17 protein-coding genes are annotated in these 15,679 nt (G+C 63.8%); 7 read left to right on the top strand and 10 right to left on the bottom strand.

What is annotated here, in order from left to right; translation table 11 throughout:
- Positions 1–10 precede the first annotated feature (10 nt).
- From DACI_RS15625 to nikR, 3 genes are all read right to left on the bottom strand, one after another.
- Positions 11–727, bottom strand: a complete 717-nt coding sequence (locus DACI_RS15625) for a DUF4198 domain-containing protein (protein WP_012204952.1) — start codon at positions 725–727, stop codon at positions 11–13.
- 11 nt (positions 728–738) lie between these two features.
- The gene (locus DACI_RS15620) at positions 739–2,763 is read right to left on the bottom strand and encodes a TonB-dependent receptor (protein ID WP_225970925.1); all 2,025 of its coding nucleotides are present in this window, start codon (positions 2,761–2,763) and stop codon (positions 739–741) included.
- 123 nt (positions 2,764–2,886) lie between these two features.
- Positions 2,887–3,345, bottom strand: a complete 459-nt coding sequence (nikR, locus tag DACI_RS15615) for a nickel-responsive transcriptional regulator NikR (protein ID WP_043781638.1) — start codon at positions 3,343–3,345, stop codon at positions 2,887–2,889.
- A 246-nt stretch (positions 3,346–3,591) separates the two neighbouring features.
- Here nikR and DACI_RS15610 point away from each other — a divergent pair, with 246 nt between their 5' ends.
- Complete coding sequence (locus DACI_RS15610; RefSeq protein WP_012204949.1) at positions 3,592–3,951, top strand: hypothetical protein; 360 nt, start codon at positions 3,592–3,594, stop codon at positions 3,949–3,951.
- Positions 3,952–4,030: 79 nt separating this feature from the next.
- Here the strand turns inward: DACI_RS15610 and DACI_RS15605 are convergent, their stop codons facing one another.
- From DACI_RS15605 to DACI_RS15590, 4 genes are all read right to left on the bottom strand, one after another.
- Entirely contained in the window at positions 4,031–4,648 is a 618-nt protein-coding gene (locus DACI_RS15605) for a TetR/AcrR family transcriptional regulator (protein WP_012204948.1), read from the bottom strand.
- Positions 4,641–5,264 carry a dihydrofolate reductase family protein gene (locus DACI_RS15600; protein ID WP_012204947.1) on the bottom strand — a complete coding sequence of 208 codons (624 nt, stop codon included), beginning with the start codon at positions 5,262–5,264 and terminating at the stop codon, positions 4,641–4,643. The genes DACI_RS15605 and DACI_RS15600 overlap by 8 nt, the downstream gene beginning before the upstream one ends.
- Before the next feature lie 75 nt (positions 5,265–5,339).
- Complete coding sequence (locus DACI_RS15595; RefSeq protein WP_012204946.1) at positions 5,340–5,975, bottom strand: nitroreductase family protein; 636 nt, start codon at positions 5,973–5,975, stop codon at positions 5,340–5,342.
- A gap of 45 nt (positions 5,976–6,020) precedes the next feature.
- Positions 6,021–6,872 carry an EamA family transporter gene (locus tag DACI_RS15590; protein WP_043781634.1) on the bottom strand — a complete coding sequence of 284 codons (852 nt, stop codon included), beginning with the start codon at positions 6,870–6,872 and terminating at the stop codon, positions 6,021–6,023.
- Between the two features lie 109 nt (positions 6,873–6,981).
- Here DACI_RS15590 and DACI_RS15585 point away from each other — a divergent pair, with 109 nt between their 5' ends.
- The 4 genes from DACI_RS15585 (at position 6,982) to DACI_RS15570 (ending at position 11,625) form a co-directional block, all read left to right on the top strand.
- Complete coding sequence (locus DACI_RS15585; protein ID WP_012204944.1) at positions 6,982–7,524, top strand: MarR family winged helix-turn-helix transcriptional regulator; 543 nt, start codon at positions 6,982–6,984, stop codon at positions 7,522–7,524.
- 690 nt (positions 7,525–8,214) lie between these two features.
- Positions 8,215–8,706, top strand: a complete 492-nt coding sequence (locus DACI_RS31285; RefSeq protein WP_012204943.1) for a response regulator transcription factor — start codon at positions 8,215–8,217, stop codon at positions 8,704–8,706.
- 523 nt (positions 8,707–9,229) lie between these two features.
- Positions 9,230–10,543, top strand: a complete 1,314-nt coding sequence (locus DACI_RS15575) for a hypothetical protein (protein WP_012204942.1) — start codon at positions 9,230–9,232, stop codon at positions 10,541–10,543.
- Between the two features lie 71 nt (positions 10,544–10,614).
- Positions 10,615–11,625, top strand: coding sequence for a hypothetical protein (locus tag DACI_RS15570; RefSeq protein WP_012204941.1), 1,011 nt, complete (start codon positions 10,615–10,617; stop codon positions 11,623–11,625).
- Between the two features lie 131 nt (positions 11,626–11,756).
- Here DACI_RS15570 and gstA read toward each other — a convergent pair whose 3' ends face one another.
- Entirely contained in the window at positions 11,757–12,389 is a 633-nt protein-coding gene (gene gstA / locus DACI_RS15565; protein ID WP_012204940.1) for a glutathione transferase GstA, read from the bottom strand.
- 150 nt (positions 12,390–12,539) lie between these two features.
- On the opposite strand from gstA, the gene DACI_RS15560 reads away from it, so the two are divergent.
- Together DACI_RS15560 and DACI_RS15555 are read left to right on the top strand one after the other, a co-directional pair.
- On the top strand, positions 12,540–12,863 hold the full coding sequence (locus tag DACI_RS15560; protein WP_012204939.1) for a winged helix-turn-helix transcriptional regulator: 324 nt from the start codon (positions 12,540–12,542) through the stop codon (positions 12,861–12,863).
- 91 nt (positions 12,864–12,954) lie between these two features.
- The gene (locus DACI_RS15555) at positions 12,955–13,935 is read left to right on the top strand and encodes an AraC family transcriptional regulator (protein ID WP_012204938.1); all 981 of its coding nucleotides are present in this window, start codon (positions 12,955–12,957) and stop codon (positions 13,933–13,935) included.
- A 436-nt stretch (positions 13,936–14,371) separates the two neighbouring features.
- On the opposite strand, the gene DACI_RS15550 is transcribed toward DACI_RS15555, so the two are convergent.
- Both DACI_RS15550 and DACI_RS15545 read right to left on the bottom strand, forming a co-directional pair.
- Positions 14,372–14,665, bottom strand: a complete 294-nt coding sequence (locus tag DACI_RS15550) for a hypothetical protein (RefSeq protein WP_012204937.1) — start codon at positions 14,663–14,665, stop codon at positions 14,372–14,374.
- An 88-nt stretch (positions 14,666–14,753) separates the two neighbouring features.
- The gene (locus tag DACI_RS15545) at positions 14,754–15,632 is read right to left on the bottom strand and encodes an N-acetylmuramoyl-L-alanine amidase (RefSeq protein ID WP_012204936.1); all 879 of its coding nucleotides are present in this window, start codon (positions 15,630–15,632) and stop codon (positions 14,754–14,756) included.
- Positions 15,633–15,679 lie beyond the last annotated feature (47 nt).

Genomic DNA, 15,679 nt, shown 5'->3' with positions numbered 1-15,679 from the left:
CCAGCCCCTTTCAATGCGCCGAAAACCCCAGCAGGTACTCGTAGCTGAGGCTGGTGGTGCGCGCATCGCCGGAGACAGGCAGCCGCACGATGGCCAGCAACTGGTTGAGCCCGGCACGCGGCAGCACGGTCACCAAGCCGTCGGCATCGGTCTCCAGGGGCTCGCCCTTTTCTCCCAGCGACACGCGCACGCCGGCCCAAGGCTGGCCGTTCAGCAGCACCTGGAATTGCTGGGGCTCGCCCGCGTGGGGCGAGCGGCGGGTCTTGGCGATGATCTCCAGGGTCTGGCCCAGCTTCTCGCGGGTGACCGGGCCCCATTCGAGGATGGTCTTGTGGAACTTGAGCGCATGCACGCCGCTGGTGGCGCCAGGGTTCTCGGTCATGGGCTTTTCGACCATCGGCCCCTCGCCCACGCGGCTGAAAAATCCGTTGTCGAAATGCGCGGCCAGCAGCGCGGCCTTGCGGGCCGGCGTGGCGCGGGCGCCGCCGGGCACGGGCTGCACGGCCACGTCGATGCGGCGGCCGCGCGCGTCATAGGCCTCAACGCTCTTGAGCTTGCCGGCCGCAAAGTTCTCCAGCTTGCCCTCATGGCCGCCGAATTGCACGGTGTAGGCGCCGTCGGCATCGGGCTCCAGCCAGACGTTGTGGGCCTGGGCCAGCGGCGCGCAGGCCAGCAGGACCACGAATGCGGCGGTTGCAACGGATGCGAAACAGGGGTTGGATTTCATTTTTTTCCTCCTCAAAACTGTGTCTGCACGCCGACCTTGAGCGTGCGCGGCGCGCCGGGCGCGAACAGCGGCACGCCGCGGATGACCGAGGCCGACGTGGCATAGGCCTTGTCCCCCAGGTTGGAGACCACGGCATAGATGCGGCTGCGCGCCGAAGGCAGGCGCCAGCTCAGGCCCAGGTCCCAGGTGGCGTAGCCGCCGTAGAACACGCTGTTGTCGGCCGTGACGGCATAGCGGCCCACGCGGCGCCAGGTGAGCGTGCCCTCCCACTGCGCCAGCGGGCGCCAGGCCAGGCCCACGGTGGCAGTCTGCCGGGGCACGCCGGCCACCTGGTTGCCGACCAGGGCCGGGTTGCCGTTCTCGGTCACGCGCGAATGGGCGCTGCCCCAGGCCAGTTGCAGGTCCAGGTTCTTGCGCACCGCCCACAGCGCGCTGGTCTCCACGCCCGTGCGGCGCGTGGCGCCGAAGTTCTCGTATACGCCGGGCGCCACGTTGCGGATCTCGCCCGAGGACTGCAGGCGATAGGCGGCCACATCCAGCACCAGGCCCGGCATGGGCTTGATCTGCGCGCCCACTTCGGTCTGCCGGAAGATGTTGGGATCGAGCCGCGCGGCGCCCAGCGCGTACTTGGCGAAATCGCTGGCCAGCGCAAATCCTTCGGACCAGCTGGCGCGCAGCAGCACGCCCGGCGCCACCTGCGAGCGCAGGCCCAGCTTGGGGCTGGCATGCGAGGTGCGAGCCAGCGGGCCGCAGGGGTCGCTGCCCGTCTCGGGGCCATTGGGCCGGCAGCCGCCCGTGAAGCGGTCCCAGCGCAGGCCGGCAGACAGCTGCAGCAGGCGGTGGATGGGCGCATCCACCTCGGCAAAGGCCGAGAGGGTGTTGAGCCTGGAATTGCGGTCATCAATGGCCGCGCCCGTGCGCTCGCGCCATTGCAGGCCGTCGTAGAACTGGTAGTCGGTGGATTCGCGCACGGCCTCCAGCCCGGCCACCCAGTTGAGCGGGGTCAGCGCCGTGACATGGCGGCCATTGAGGCTGGTGCCGGCGCCGTAGACGGCGCGGTCATAGCTTTCCTCGCGCTGGCGCCACTGCAGTGCGTCGATGGGCCGGCTGAACCAGCGCGTGAAGCTCTGCTGCGTGGTGTAGGCATAGCCCAGCCAGGTCAGCCGTGGCGAGAGCGCGTACTGCACATCGGCGCGCAGCGTGGCGAAGTTCTTGCGCGTGCCATCGTTCATGGCGCGCGGATCGATGCCATGCGGATCGCGTGCGAACTGCCCCGCCGTCAGGTACGAAGGCGAATCGCCCTCACCATGGTGCAGCCGTGCCGACAACGCCACCTCCAACTGCGACGAGAGCCGCTTGCTCCAACGCAGGGATGCCGTGCTGCGCTGCATTTGCGACTGCGCGCGGAAACCGTCCGTGCGGTAGTGCTGGGCCGCCAGGTTCAGGAACTCGCCATCGCCCGGCTTCAGCCCCAGCGCCGCCTGAGCGTCCAGCGTGCCGTGCGAGGCCAGGCTCACGTCGGCCTCGCGGTAGGGGGTGTAGTCGCCCTGCTTGCGCGTCTCTATCGCCATCAGCCCTGCACGGTTGAAGTTGCCGTACAGCGCGGACACGGGACCCTTGTAGATGCTGATGCGCTCCATCTCCAGCGGCACGATCACGCCCAGGTCCACATAGCCGTCGGCATGCGACATGGCTTCGTTCAGTGGAATGCCGTCCAGCACCACGCCCACGTCGCCGCCATGGCCCCCACCGCCGAAGCCGCGCATGACGATGGCGTCACCCACGCCGGACAGCTGGTAGTTCTGCACATTCATGCCGGGCACCTGGCGCAGCAGCTCCTGCGGATGACTGACATGGGCGTTGGCAATGTCCTCGGCCTCGATCACCGTGGTGGTGTAGGCGGCCGAGGCGCCACGCGCGGTCTGGCCCTTGACCTCGACGGGCTGCAGGCTGGGCGAGGCATCCGTCGCCTGCTGTGCACCAGCCTGGGGAATGGCGGCCAGGCCCAGCAGGCCGGCCGCCGCAATCTGGTGCAAGGCGCAGGGCCGAGAAGGAAATTTCAGAGGATGTGTCATGCGGATCCAAGAGTTGTATGAAGAAAAAAGCAAACTTCATACCGGCCTGCGTGACAGGGGCTGCGCGCCCGGCCCCGGACTGCCTCAATCGTCGTGCGAATGCGGATGGTGGTGCGCGTGATCGTGCCCACCAGGCTCTGCCCTGCGCGCCATAACCACGTTGAGCTGGCCATGGTGCACGCCGCGCTCGGCCGTGATGGTGTCGGCAAACCGCCGCACGGCGCTGGCCGGGCCGCGCAGCATGACGGTTTCAATGCATTGCTCGTGGTCCAGGTGCACGTGGGTGGTGGCCATGTGCAGTTCGTGGTGGTCGTGCTGCAGGCTGGCCAGGCGCTCGGACAGGTCGCGCTCGTGGTGGTTGTAGACATAGGACAGGTTGGCCACGCACAGGCCGTCGGCGTCCTCGCGCTCGCGCACCTGGGCCAGGTGGGCGCGCAGCACGTCGCGGATGGCCTCGGAGCGGTTGTCGTAGCCGCGCGCGGCGATCCAGCCGTCGAAATCACGGGCCAGGTCGTCGTCGATGGAGATGGTGAAGCGTTCCATGGGCAGCAGAAGTGGGGAAACAGGTGGCGGGAACAAAAAAGGTCGGCATCACGCAGGATGTGCCCGGCCATTGTCTGGCCATCCAGGCCGGTGCCCTGCATGCAACACCCGCGCCAATCACTGTCGGCGCAGGCTGGCAATAGCGACAAACCACCACGGTCATGCTTTGTTCACATTAGCGCAATATCCGGTTACCCTGATCGAGGTTGCGCAGTGCGCACCGTCGATCGCTGAAAGGGGCGCGGCATGCAGTATTCATTCGATCAGCTTCTGGACATGCTGCTGTCCCTGCTGGAGGCTGCGCCCGCCTGTTCCTCGCGCGAACAATCCTTCGAGCAACTGCGCACGCTGTGGCTTCAGACCCACAGCTATTTCGCGGCCCCCGAGACCGAGCTGCGCCGCCTCGCCGGACGCAGGCTGGTCGAACTCCACGGCTGGAAGGATCTGGACAAGGACCCCTGTCACCTGGACTACGACCCCGGCAACGGCAGCGCCCTGCGCATCTACCTGCACCGCGATGGCGGCATGGTGATACAGCGCCTGCAGGGCGATGGCCGGCAGATCCTGTTCTCGCGCCTGGGCGTGCAGTTGCAGCCTGCTAGCTGAGCCTGTGCCCGGCCTGCGCGGCCAGACATCGCCCCACATCGCATGCTTCCCGTGGTCCCCGCATTGCAGGGACCGAGGATCACGGGCCGGGCTGCCGCTCCCAGCCCTGGCGCAGCAGCCGCGCCAACCCCTGCTCGAACCGGCCATGCAATGCCTGCGCGCCCTCGCCCGACAAGGCCAGCGCCAGTGCATGGCCATGCGTGTAATCGATCAGCAAGTCCAGCAGCACGGCGGCATCGCCATCGCTGGGCTCGCACTGCTGCACCTCGCCGCGCAGCCGCTGCGTGAAGGCGGCCAGCGAATCGGTGAACAGGGCCGGGTCGCCCAGAATGCACACCGTCAGCGCCGGATGGCGGCGCACGCGCTCCATGTAGCCCGCCAGCAGCGCCTGCACGCGCTGCGCCGGCGCAAGCCCGGGCGGAGGTTCGGCCAGCGGCTGGCCATGCACGCGCTCCACCAGGCTGCGCATCAATTCCTGCTGGTCGCCCACATGGTGGATCACCGACATGGGCGTAATGCCCAGCTGCCGCGCCAGCGGCCGCAGGCCAAAGCCCTGCGCGCCCACGGCCTCTAGCAAGGCCAGCCCGGCGTCCAGCACCTGATCGCGGCTGAGCGAGCGCCCGGCCGAGGGGCGCCCGCGCCGTGCAGCCTGTGCAGTCGATACAGCCCGTACAGCCGGTACAGCCTGCTCACTCATCGCCGCCCCCGTTGCGCACCATGACCCGGCCGCCCGCCTCCACGCGGTAGCGCGTGCTGACCATGCCGCTGGGATAGGCCTGGGAGGCCAGGCAGGTCAACCGCAGATCGCAGCCGATATCGCCAAACAGCGGCCGCCCCGCGCCAATCAGCACGGGCACGCGGGTGATGGTCATCTCGCCCACCTCACCCGCCGCCAGGAAGGCGCGTATCACGGCGCCGCCGTCGATATAGGCGCTGCTCCAGCCCTCGGCCCGCAGCTCGGCCACCAGTTGGGCAGGCTGGGCGGACGTGATGCGCAACTTGCCGCGCAGGTGCACAGGCACATCGCTCGCGCCCAGCGTGCGGCTCATCACCACCACGGGTTTCTCAAACGGCCAGCCGTCGAAGCCGAGCACGCTTTCATAGGTGGAGCGGCCCATGACGATGCCATCCACCGTCCTCATGAAGGCCGCGTAGCCGTAGTCCTCGCCGCCATCGCCCCCGGCCGGCAGCCAGTCCAGCGAACCATCGGGCCGGGCAATGAAACCATCCACCGAAGTGGCGATGAAGACCTTGCCGAACGCATTGCCGAACGCATTGCCGTGTGCTTTTGCGGGTGTCCTGTCGGGTGCCATGGCAGTCTCTCCATCCAATTAAACATACACCGTATGATAATTAATCTGCGGCACCCTGGCTACCGATGCCCGTTCTCAGGCATAGGCCAGGATGTCGGCCAGCGGCCTGCGCGCCTTCTGGGGGCGTGGCGTGCCTGCCGCGTGGCCCACGGCGACCAGCATCACGGGCAGTTCGTGGGCCTGCAGGCCAAAGCCCGCTGCCAGCAGTTCCGCATCGAACCCCACCATGGGACAGCTGGCCAGCCCCAGGCCCTGGGCGGACAGCATCAGCGTCATGGCCGCCAGCGAGGCTGAGCGCACGGCCTCGTCGCGCTGCAGCTGCAGGTTGTCCGCGTGCGCGGCCTGGGCCTGGGCTACCCAGCCATCGGCCGTGCGCTGGCTCATCAGCCCGCCGTCCACGCTGGGCTGCAAGAACTCCGCCAGCCGCGCATGCGCGGCCAGCGTGCCGCAGACGATGAAGACGGCAGAGGCGTCCTCCACCTTCTGCTGCCCATAGGCGGCGGCCTTCAGGCGCGCCTTGGCCTCGGGTGTGCGCACGGCAATGAAGCGCCAGTTCTGCAGGTTGTAGGCCGACGGGGACAGCGAGGCCTGGGCCACCAGCGCGGCCAGCGTCTCATCGGCCAGCGCGCAGCCCGGCTCGAAACGGTCTGCGGAAATGCGCGAAGCGATGGCCTGCCCGATGGGCATGGAGGAAAGTTCAGAAGAAGTCATGTGAAACGCTCGGTGGGAAAAAAGAGGAACCTCGATGCCAGAAACTCAGGCGCCGCGCGAAGCAGACCACTGCACCATCAGCACGCTGGCCAGCACCACCAGCAGGCCCAGGAAGGACAGGCCTGTCATGGACTGCGACAGCAGCGCCCAGCCCAGGACCACGGCGGTGAGCGGGCTTAGCAGGCCCAGCGAAGACACGGCCACCGAAGGCAGGCGCCCGATGCCGCGAAACCACAGCACATAGGCCAGCAGCGCACCGGCAAGACACAGGTAGGCATAGGCGCCCAGTTGGGTGAGCGACAGCGCGGGCAGCGGCGCATCCACCCACCAGGCCAGCGGCAGCAGCATCAGCCCACCAAACAGCAGTTGCCAGCCCGTCAGCGCCAGCACCGGCAAGTCCACGCGCCAGCGCCGCGTGAGCCAGGTGCCGGCTGCCATGCACACCGCACCCGCCAATGCCGCCGCCATGCCCACGGGCTCGAACACCGTCTGCGGCGACAGCAGCAGCACTGCCATGCCCGCAATGCCCGCCACGGCGGCCCACAGCGTCAGCCGCGCGGGGACCCGCCCGTCCACGCCCCAGGCCAGCGCCATCACCAGCAGCGGCTGCACGGCACCCAGCACGGCCGCCAGCCCGCCCGGCAGCCGGTAGGCCGCCACGAACAACAGCGCCTGGAACACGCCGATGTTCAGCGCGCCCAGCACCAGCAGCCGCCACCAGCCCGAGCCCACGGGCAGCCGCCGCGTGAACAGCACCAGCAGCAGCCCGGCCGGCAGCACGCGGATCAGCGCAGCCGTGAACGGACGGTCTGGCGGCAGCAGTTCGGAAGTGACGATGTAGGTGGAGCCCCAGATGGCGGGCGCCAGCGCGGTCAGCAGGATGTCGCGCCAGGACATGGCGAGGCTGGCCGAGGGTGCACAAGAAGAGGATGGCGAGGAGGACATGGCATTTATCTTCAATTCAAGACAAATCCATTATGCACGACTTATCTTAAAATCAAGACAAATGCCGAAACCCACCCTCCCCCGCCTTCCCGACCGGGTAGACACCATCCTCGAACAATGGGCGCGCGAACGCCCCGACCTGGACGCCAGCCCCATGGGCCCCATCGGCCGTATCAAGCGCTGCGCAGCCCTACTGGAGCAGCGGCTGGAAGAGTGCTTTGCGCGCTTCGGCATGACCATGTGGGAATTCGACGTGCTGGCCACGCTGCGCCGCTCGGGCGCGCCCTTCTGCCTCACGCCCACGGCCCTGTTTTCCACGCTCATGGTCACCTCGGGCACCATGACCCATCGCATGAAAAGCCTGGAGACGCGCGGCCTGGTGCAGCGTTTGCCCAACCCGCAGGACGCGCGCAGCATGCTGGTGCAGCTCACCGACCAGGGGCTGGAGCTGATAGACCGCGCCGTGGAAGCGCACCTGGACAACGAGCGCGCCATGCTGGCGCCCATGCCCGTTGCCGAACTGGCCGCGCTGGACCAGCGGCTGTCCCAGCTGCTGCGCGTGCTGGAGGGCGGGCCTGACGAGGGCACCCGCCCTGCCCCCTGAACTGGCGTATGTCCAGGTCGTTGGGACTGGCGACGGTCGTGGTGCTCAAGCCCTTCGTCATGACCCGGGAACGCTTTTGGCAAAAGAGGTGCTTCCCTTGAAGCACATCGCAGGCACCCAGCCGCTTCTCGATACGCCATGGCAGCAATTGCTTACCCGCATGTCTCAAGACCTGCGCAACAGCCCGCATCCTGGACTCGGGCGGGCAATGCCAGAAAATCCTGATCACACAAGCGCGACCCACAGAAGACCATTGGTTTTCCCACAATCTGCTGCAAAAACCTTGGTGTCGAATTTTTGTAGCTAGATGTAATGATTTCGCCAGAGATTTCCACTAAGATGTCCATTCCAACGGTGAAATGGCGAAAACAGATTCTCAAACGACTTTGATACTCCCTCAACGCACCATACCATCTTGATAATGGTTTATTAATCTCCCACCTTGGATACAAAAGGCTGCCGCAGGCTGAATGCGCGCGATTTTCAATCGTCCAATGTTCAGGCTTCTTCGGCTGTTCCTTTACCGCACAATTTCTACACGAATGGCATGACGTCAGTTTATTCAGGCGGCAAACAGGCGGTTTAGCTAGTTATTCAATCTTTCAAACGGCACTGTGCAAAGCAGTCTCGCCGAGGCTTCGGCGTGGAATGGCCCTATGGCATCGGCACATAAGAAATGGGAGACATACCATGGACATATCGGAAATAGCTTTGGCAAATAGCGAATGCCATCTCGATGCTGCGCATCCAACAGCTGATGAAGTCATCGCCTCTGCGCTCACTGCGCGCGAAATCGATGTACTCGAAGCGATGGCCAAAGGCCTTGGTTGCAAGGACATTGCGCACACGCTGGGCATCAGCGAACACACGGTACGCAAGCACCGCAGCAATATGTGTACACGGCTGGGCCTGCGCAATGCCGTAGAACTCGTCACGCATGCCAGGCGGCAAGGCTGGTTGAGCGCTGCCCGCTCACCGCTCCCTCTGTCTCCTCGCGAGCAGGAGGTGTTGGCGCACGTGCTGGCGGGACACACCAGCAAGGAGATCGCACGTTCGCTTTACCTCAGCGACTTGACCGTACGCAAGCATCGCGAAAACATTCTGCGCAAACTGGGCCTGACAAGCACGGCCCAGTTGCAGACATTCGCGCCAACGGCAACTCGCAATGGCGGCGACACCTGATATCCAGGCCAGCGTGCATCGCCTGTCCGTACCCACCGAATACGACATTGGAAGTATTCCACTCTCCTGGTGCAATTGGGCATGATGAGCATAACGAATCTCGGACATTGACCTTCGCGACTTTGGAACAACCGGAGGGTGAGCAATCTCCTTATGGTGGCTTCAGCAGGCACCATTGCATTTGAGGTTTGCACGGTTGACATGGAATATCCGCGCGAGCCTTGAACGACTGCAGAATCTCATATCTCTTCGCCTTTCAGTCTCTTCGCCCTTTGGTTTTTTCGTCTCTACGGTCCGCATCCGTCGAGGCATCTTCCCGGCGCCCACGTGTCGGATTCCTGTACGCAACTCAAAGGAGTATCCCGTCATGAACCACTCTTCGCGGTCACCACCTGAGATTTCTCCCAAGCATCCCATGCCTTAGGCCCAATACCGGGCAATCATTCTCATTGGCAAAGAAAAGCGTTCATGACTTCAAACCTCATGTCGCTCCCTATCCATTCAATTTCAGGAATTGCACGCCATGTCAGATCAAGCCATGTTCAGCCAGTTGTACAACGCCCTTGTCGATAATCTCGGCACCCCGAATTTCCAGTTGCTTGGCACCCCCAAGGACTTCAGCTGGGGCACGGCTCCGACCGGGCAATGGGACCCGGCCGCCTATCAGATCGTCAGCGGCATGCCGCAGTGGTCCGCGATCGGCCAGTACGGCAGCCTCGATGCGACGCTCTTCGACGCCGTTCGCCAGATCTTCGGTCACGTGACATTCAAGGTCAGCCCCGAGCAGCAGGCCAATCAGACGGAGCTGGCCAACCTGTGCGTCCAGAAAAGCAATGCGATGGCCAAGGCCAACAGCGACATGAACCAGTTCTACCTGAGTTCAAAGCAGAACGGCGGCTTGATATTCGCAGCCCGCTACCCTGACATCAACACCTGGCTCAACAACGCGCCGGAGGCTGCTGCCTACGTTGCCGCCATCCAGGCGGCCACCAACGCCTACAACCAGGCGGTCAAGATGAAGATGGAGCTGGAGCGAGCCAGCATGCCCAGCGATCTGCAGCGCGCCATCGACATGATGCAGATTCCGTCGGGCGACCCTGCCTCAAACAACGCACCGGCAGGCTGGACCAAGGTGCCGGATGGCTCGGGCATCCTGCGCTGGCAGCCGGACTTCCACATCGACACGACGGGCGCGGACTGGCGCGCAGCGCTCAGCAATGGCAGTGCAGGCGCGTTCTCGATCGCGATGAAATCTTCGCAATCGAGCAGCGACTTCAAGTCCTCGTTTGCCAAGGGCTCGACCAGCGTTGGCAACTTCTTCTGGAGCGTCAACGCATCGGGCGGCTGGAGCAAGTCCGACCTGTTCAACCAGGACTCGAGCTCGGCAGTGAAGATCAGCTGCGAGTCCTCCACCCGCGTGAAGGTGAATCCGGGCGACTGGTACCCGGGCGGCTTCATGAGCGAACTGGCCAAGGCACAGCAGGGGCCGAACGGCCAGGGCTACACCATCGTCGCCCCGTGGGTGGCAAACGGCGGCCCGGGATCGAGCTCCCTGTTCGGCCCGAACGGCATCGTCGCGGCACGGGTGTCCGAGCTGCTGGTCGTCTACAAGCCTTCGTTCGAGATCACGATGAGCGCCAACACCTATCAGCAGAACAAGCAGGCCTTCGAGGGCAGCGCGGGTGTGCGCATCGGGCCCTTCACCTTCGGTGGCACGGGCGGTCACCAGTCCGAGTACACCAAGAGCACCGCACAGGCCAATACCTTCAAGGGCAGCAGCACCTCGGAGAACCCGCAAATCATCGGCGTGATCGTCGACTTCCCGGGCATCCATTGACCTGAAGACCAGCGGGTGGGCAGGACGCCGCGGCGGGTCCCGCCCACCCCCGTCAACCGGAGACAGCGTTCATGAACGTGATCCATCAGTTCCTCGGCGGCCTGGCTGATCTGGTGCCTCCGCCCCCAAGGGGCCCAAGCGTATCGAGCGGGCCGAAAACCGGCATGGTGTTCAAGCGCTCGGCATCCATTTCGGCGCCGCTGGTGCGGGGGCAGATGCTGATGCCAGTGACCGCGTGGAACTGGCCGGATCCAGTGACCGGCACCATGGCCGACGCGCAGTTTCTCTTTGCAGATACGGTGCCCCAGTCCGCTGCCAATGGCGCGCTGTACCAAGCGTCGGGGCGCAGCTTTTCGCAGGGATACAAGACCTTTCTGCAGGTACTCGAAGCCTGCAAATTTCCCTATCAGTCGATGCTTGCAGGCGCCTTGCAGAAGATGGCGGCACCTCCAGGCGACCCTGCCTACTCGCCCACTCCGGTGGGATGGACCAAGGTGTACGAGACCGGCTACCTCCAGTGGAAACCGATCTGGACACTGCCCAAGAGTTCGTCGGAGTGGAGCGCAGCAGTGGCTGTCGGCACGATCGCAAACCCCGGCACCTTGCGCTTGAATCTCAACGACACATCCGGCGCAGGGCCGCAGGCTCCGGCTTCCCTGCAGGCCCTGGACGCTTCCGGCCGCGTCCTTGCGCTACCCGCCGCTTCGCTGGAGACGGTGACGATCACCTCTGAATGCTGGGACCAAGTGCCGATCTATCCCGGCAGCTGGTACGACGCCTCGATGGTGGCGCTGGGTCGCGGCCTGGTGCCGGATGCGGGCGTGTTCTTCGGGCCTGCCGGCCTGATGGCGTGCCGTGTGTCAACTTTCTACGTCGCGTTGAAACCCCGCTTCGACTTCACTGCCGCAGCGCCGATCCCCGCCTCGCTGCGCCAGACGCTGGACGAGGCTGACACCGTGCAGGCCATGGGTGTGACGGTTCAGCGCGCACGCGGAGACGGACAGCCAAACCAGGCCTTGCGCCTCGTGAACACGGAGCCTGCCCCCGTCATCGTGGCCGTGAGCCTTGAAACCTTGGCTTGATTCGTCACGTCCACATCACGTCACTTCACGTCAGACGATTTGCATTGGGCACCCTCAAGGTCGCAAGGCGCAGGCTGCTTGCCATGACGCAGCAAAGTGCGTGGTGGCCGCATGCGTGACAGCCCCCGGCCCTATCGCAGCCCTTCCGCCTGCAGCGACTGGCGCACGGCAGGCCGCTCCCGCATCCGCGCGTACCAGGCTGCAAGATGCTCCAGGCCATCAAAGCGAATGCTCGTCTTGTAGACCGACTCCAGCCATGGCGCCTGCCCCCACTGCGTGAGCGCGTACAGATAGGCATCGGCCACGGTGAAGCCATCGCCCATCAGGTAGCGCTTGCCGGCCAGTTGCGCATTCACCCAGGCATACCGCTGCTCCAGCTTGGGCCTGGCCGTCTCCACGCCGTACTTTCCCGCCGCCACTGCATACAGCAGCGGGATGAAGCCCTTGTGGATTTCCGAGTTCAGGAAGGCCAGCCACTCCAGCAGCCGATAGCGCTCCAGGCTGCCCTGGACTGGCACCAGAAGCGACGCAGGCCGCAGGTCCGCCAGGTACTGCAGGACGGCGGGCCCTTCCCGCAGCAGGCTGCCGTCGTCCAACTCCAGCAAGGGGACATAGCCGAACGGGCTGAGCGCACGGAAGTCCCTGCCGTCTTCCGTCTGGTGGGTCTTGTGGTCCACCCGGACCAGTTGGAAATCAAGCCCCAGCTCGTTCAGGGCAATGTGCGGCGCCAGCGAACAGGCGCCCGGCAGGTAATACAGCTTCATGGAATTTCTCTGGTGATGGAACAAGGGGCCTGTGCGTTCAGGCACAGCCCCTGGCCAATGTCATGCACCAGGGATAAATCTGGAAGAAGGCAATAAAACTGCCCATAGGTTAAAAAAATATACCTGCCGCCTGCCTATGATGAATGTGCTATGAAATCCAACATCTCCGGCTGCTCCGTGGAAGAAGCCATGCGCCTGCTGGGCGGCCGCTGGAGGCTGCTCATCGCCTCCTACCTCATCGACGGCCCCCGCCGCTTCAACGACCTGCGCCGCGACATGCCCGGCATCTCCCAACGCTCCCTCACCCTGGACCTTCGCGCGCTGGAGGAAGCGGGCCTGGTCAAGCGCACCGTCTACCCCACGGCGCCGATCAAGGTGGAGTACGAGCTGACGCCCGATGGGGAGCGGCTCAAGCCCGTGGTGGAAGTGATGAAGGAGTTTGGATTGTGGGTGAAGGGGAAGGCGCCGGCCTGACGAGAGCTGCGCCGGCTGGTTGTCCCCATCCGCCCCCTGCTGACAGGCAAGCCCCATCGCCGCATGAACGGTGATTTGAAGAACAACGACCATGACGAACAAGCCTTCCGAGCAGGCATCCCGCGCCGAGTACGCGCGACGGATCAATCGCGTGCTCAACTACATCGATGCCCACCTGGATCAGCCTCTGGATGGCGCACATCTGGCCGACATCGCCAATTTCTCGCGCTTCCACTTTCACCGAATTTTTGCGGCATGGATGGGAGAAACGCTGGGCAGCTATGCGCAGCGCCGACGGCTCGAGAAGGCGGCGTTCCGGCTGTCCTGCGGCAGCAAGGAAACCGTGCTTGAAACCGCGCTGGCCACCGGCTTCCAATCGGGCGAAGCATTTGCGCGCGCCTTCAAGCTCAAGTTTGGCTGCACGCCATCGGCCTGGCGCTCCACCACGCTTGAGCGGATGAAAACCCAGGCGGCCGCCATCGGGCAGCCGCCAGGCAGCCAGCAGAGCAATCCTGATCAGGTCTTCGGCAATCTCCATCAGGAAGACCTGCGCGCGTTCGGCGAACCTCAGGGCTCTTGTCACCTGAAGGAAGAAATCGCCATGGACGTCCGCATCATTGATCTACCCAAAGCACATGTCGCCTATCAGCGCTTGATCGGCCCCTATGGGCCAGCCATAGGCCAATTCTGGCGAGGCACCATTGCGCCGTGGATGCACTCCAATGGCCTCAGCGATCAAACGTGCTACGGCATAGGCTATGACGACCCCTCTCTCACGCCCGCCAGCAAATGCCGCTATGACGCCTGCGTGGAAGTCCCCGCGCATTTTGTCGCCAGCGGCCAGGTGGACACCCAAACCCTGCCGGGCGGCCGTTACGCCGTGGCAAGGTTCAAAGGAAAACCCGAGGGTCTAGCCAATGCCTGGATGTGGCTGACGCGCGAATGGATGCCGTCCAGCGGGATGCAATGTGACGACCGGCCTTGCTTTGAGATGTTTTCTGCGGCCACTGCAATGGATGCCGACACCGGGGAGTTCTGCTGCGACATCTGTATTCCGGTGCGGGCGCTGTAAAGCGGCTCAAGCTGGGTGAGGTTTGACGAAGGCTTTGGGTTGGGCGATTGAACTCGCTACCCGCTGCAGTCGTTCGGCCTTAGCCGTCAGGTGTCGGCTTTGCTGCGGTTGCCGCCGCTGCTACCAAAACGGCGAGCGAACGGTCTGCGCCAGTTTGCTGTCGCTGAAGCCTCCGTAGCTCGAATGATCCGAACGACTCGCTGGAAGGGCCTACGGACAATCCCATCTTCGTCGCTCGTGGGCTGTCTCGGGCAGCAAGGGATTGACTTCGAGCAAGGTCGCTCTCCAAATCGTGTTCAACGCGAAAACAGCGGCAGAGATCGGCCCCGCGTCGAATCCAATGTTGGAGTGCGTCACGATCGCCGCAACTATGGGTGACCGTGCTTTGGCAATCGCATCGCGGCTACACGGCAACTCTTCCTGCGTTGTTACGACCTTACCTGCCTTTGATAAATTCAGACAGCAACACCCATATGAAGGGTCGTTGGCTTTGCGTGTCCAGGATCTCAAAATGATCCATGATGGCTTCCACGCCGTCCTGTGTATCCATGGCCATCTTGAGATAGGAAATACGGATGTCGGCCTTCCCATTGCCATCCATGACCGCAGTGAAGATCATGCCGCTTACGCTGCCGCAAACGGTCTTCAACATCGTCTTCAATCCTTCGGATCTCTGAAGATCAATGCCAGGCCGGACTATCAGAGTGACTGTTGTTTCTTCTGCTGCCATGCTCTGTCCTCATCGGAATGGCTTCAACTGCCCCTGCACGCGCCTTCTGTAGTTGTGAAGGCGCGGGGAGTCCGCGCTTTCACGGTGCTCAGTATTTGTTGCCCACGTACGTTGAGTCCCAGGCTTCGGGAATCACAAGGCCATCGCCCACGGTGAAGTTCTTGCCACCATCCTTGAGCCCGAACGTGTTCTTTGCCCACAGGCCCAGCGTTTGCCAGATCAACGACCCTGGATCGGATTGGCGATCCTTACTCGACTGCCGATGAGGGTGGACCGTCTTGATGGCGCCATTCTGGGCCGCGACCGAATCGATGATCCACTTGATCGTCGTCTGGACAGCTTTCATCTGCGCTTCCGGGAGATCCATGGGCAAGCGCTTGGGGTTCGTGCCGCCAGGTTGCCAGAGTGTTTCCGGCTTCCCCTCTATCCCAGCAAACCAGCCGTCGATCTCGATGCCGACGCTGATCTTGTTGAGGTTTCCTGCGTGGTTGCAAACCTCAGTCAGCGCATATAGCTGGAAGATCTTTCCCGCGCGCGTGACGCCGAAATGAATGGGTACGTTGTGCCAGGCTTTTGCCGTTTCCCCGATCTTGGCGGCCGTCTGGTGCAGCACGATCGCGGTGATCGCGGACCAGGGCCTGAACGGATTGGACTTGGAACGCCCTGAGTGTGGGTGTTTGAGTTCTTCGTTAATGATCTCGCTGGGAGCCGGACTCGTGCTCAAGGAGTTGAAGGCCTTGTCCAGTGCGGCTGCTCCGGCCACGGTGACCGAGTTGGGGAGCTCATCGGTTGGTGCAAGCAAACCTGCTTCGATCATGAAAGCGGCATACGCAGTCAGCGTTTCATCCCCAAGATCTGCATCAGCGCCGAAACGAGGCAGAGCATAGCCGAGCGCTAAAAGCTGCTTCTGAATGTTCTCGACCGCAGGCCCCTTGGAGCCGCTCTTCAGTGCACTCAAAATTGCCATGGCAGTTCCTTTTTCCCAGAGTAGTCGCGGAGAGACCAGTAGCGCGT

The organism is Delftia acidovorans SPH-1 (assembly GCF_000018665.1).
In the GTDB taxonomy this organism is placed as follows: domain Bacteria; phylum Pseudomonadota; class Gammaproteobacteria; order Burkholderiales; family Burkholderiaceae_C; genus Comamonas; species Comamonas acidovorans.
Note: the sequence above shows the minus strand (reverse complement) of the source record. Positions and strands in the feature narration are given on the sequence as shown.

Coding starts and splice junctions, on each gene's coding strand:
- DACI_RS15625 (WP_012204952.1), bottom strand. CDS start 727: ATGAAATCCAACCCCTGTTTCGCATCCGTTGCAACCGCCGCATTCGTG.
- nikR (WP_043781638.1), bottom strand. CDS start 3,345: ATGGAACGCTTCACCATCTCCATCGACGACGACCTGGCCCGTGATTTC.
- DACI_RS15610 (WP_012204949.1), top strand. CDS start 3,592: ATGCAGTATTCATTCGATCAGCTTCTGGACATGCTGCTGTCCCTGCTG.
- DACI_RS15605 (WP_012204948.1), bottom strand. CDS start 4,648: ATGAGTGAGCAGGCTGTACCGGCTGTACGGGCTGTATCGACTGCACAG.
- DACI_RS15600 (WP_012204947.1), bottom strand. CDS start 5,264: ATGGCACCCGACAGGACACCCGCAAAAGCACACGGCAATGCGTTCGGC.
- DACI_RS15595 (WP_012204946.1), bottom strand. CDS start 5,975: ATGACTTCTTCTGAACTTTCCTCCATGCCCATCGGGCAGGCCATCGCT.
- DACI_RS15590 (WP_043781634.1), bottom strand. CDS start 6,872: ATGTCCTGGCGCGACATCCTGCTGACCGCGCTGGCGCCCGCCATCTGG.
- DACI_RS15585 (WP_012204944.1), top strand. CDS start 6,982: ATGCCGAAACCCACCCTCCCCCGCCTTCCCGACCGGGTAGACACCATC.
- DACI_RS31285 (WP_012204943.1), top strand. CDS start 8,215: ATGGACATATCGGAAATAGCTTTGGCAAATAGCGAATGCCATCTCGAT.
- DACI_RS15575 (WP_012204942.1), top strand. CDS start 9,230: ATGTCAGATCAAGCCATGTTCAGCCAGTTGTACAACGCCCTTGTCGAT.
- DACI_RS15570 (WP_012204941.1), top strand. CDS start 10,615: ATGAACGTGATCCATCAGTTCCTCGGCGGCCTGGCTGATCTGGTGCCT.
- gstA (WP_012204940.1), bottom strand. CDS start 12,389: ATGAAGCTGTATTACCTGCCGGGCGCCTGTTCGCTGGCGCCGCACATT.
- DACI_RS15560 (WP_012204939.1), top strand. CDS start 12,540: ATGAAATCCAACATCTCCGGCTGCTCCGTGGAAGAAGCCATGCGCCTG.
- DACI_RS15555 (WP_012204938.1), top strand. CDS start 12,955: ATGACGAACAAGCCTTCCGAGCAGGCATCCCGCGCCGAGTACGCGCGA.
- DACI_RS15550 (WP_012204937.1), bottom strand. CDS start 14,665: ATGGCAGCAGAAGAAACAACAGTCACTCTGATAGTCCGGCCTGGCATT.
- DACI_RS15545 (WP_012204936.1), bottom strand. CDS start 15,632: ATGGCAATTTTGAGTGCACTGAAGAGCGGCTCCAAGGGGCCTGCGGTC.